Raw genomic sequence first — 855 nt, forward strand, 5'->3', positions numbered from 1 at the left:
AAGTGATCGCGAGCTTGTCGTAGCGGGTGGCGATGCCGCGCCATTGTTTGACGAGAGCGAAGGACCGCTCGACGACGTTGCGGTCTCTGTAGGCGTTGCTGTCGAACTTCGGAGGCCGCCCGCCCTTGCGGCCCTTGCGTTTCCGGGCCGCGATCTGGTCGCTCTTCTCCGGGATCACCGCCGTGATGCCGCGAGCTGCGAGCAGGCGCCGGTTCACGCCCGACGCATACGCTTTGTCCGCGAGGACGGCATCGGGCCGGGTGCGCGGACGTCCACCGCCGATCCGGGGAACACGGATGTCGTCGAGGACTTCCGCCAGCATCGCGCCGTCGTTGCGTTGCCCGCCGGTGACGACGATCGCGAGCGGGAGACCGTGACCGTCGACGGCATGGTGGATCTTCGTCGTCAGCCCGCCCCGGGACCGGCCGATGCCATGGCCTGCCGGTTCAACCTCGTCCAGCGGCAGATTCTTGTGATTCGATCCTGCCCCCTGTGTCCTGGTCGGGACGGGTGGTGTTCGTCGCATGCTGATGCGCACGCGCGATCGTCGCATCCACGGACACGTCCCAGTCGATCAGCCCTTCCGCATCCGCCCGTCCGAGCAGCGCCTGCAGCACCCGATCCCAAGTGCCATCGCCGGCATACCGACGGTGCCGTTTCCAGATCGTCTGCCACGGACCGAACGACTCCCGCGGCACATCCCGCCACGGTGTCGACGTCCGGAACCGGTAGATGATCCCATCCACGACCCGACGATCGTCCTCGAACGGGCGACCCCGCCGCCCCGCATTCGACGGCAGGAGCGGCCCGATCACCGACCATTGGGCATCAGTCATCCGGCGAGTACGAGAACGA

Annotated in this window: 1 protein-coding gene; it reads right to left on the reverse strand. The window is 67.4% G+C overall.

The features are described 5' to 3' along the window. A protein-coding gene (locus ABD882_RS18615; RefSeq protein WP_425563399.1) for an IS5 family transposase occupies nt 1–836 on the reverse strand; the annotation gives its coding sequence in 2 pieces (ribosomal slippage) (nt 1–490 and nt 492–836; 835 coding nt annotated over the 2 pieces). This gene is flagged as partial in the annotation. Between the last annotated feature and the right edge of the window lie 19 nt (nt 837–855).

The organism is Microbacterium panaciterrae (assembly GCF_039541635.1).
Lineage (GTDB): Bacteria > Actinomycetota > Actinomycetes > Actinomycetales > Microbacteriaceae > Microbacterium > Microbacterium panaciterrae.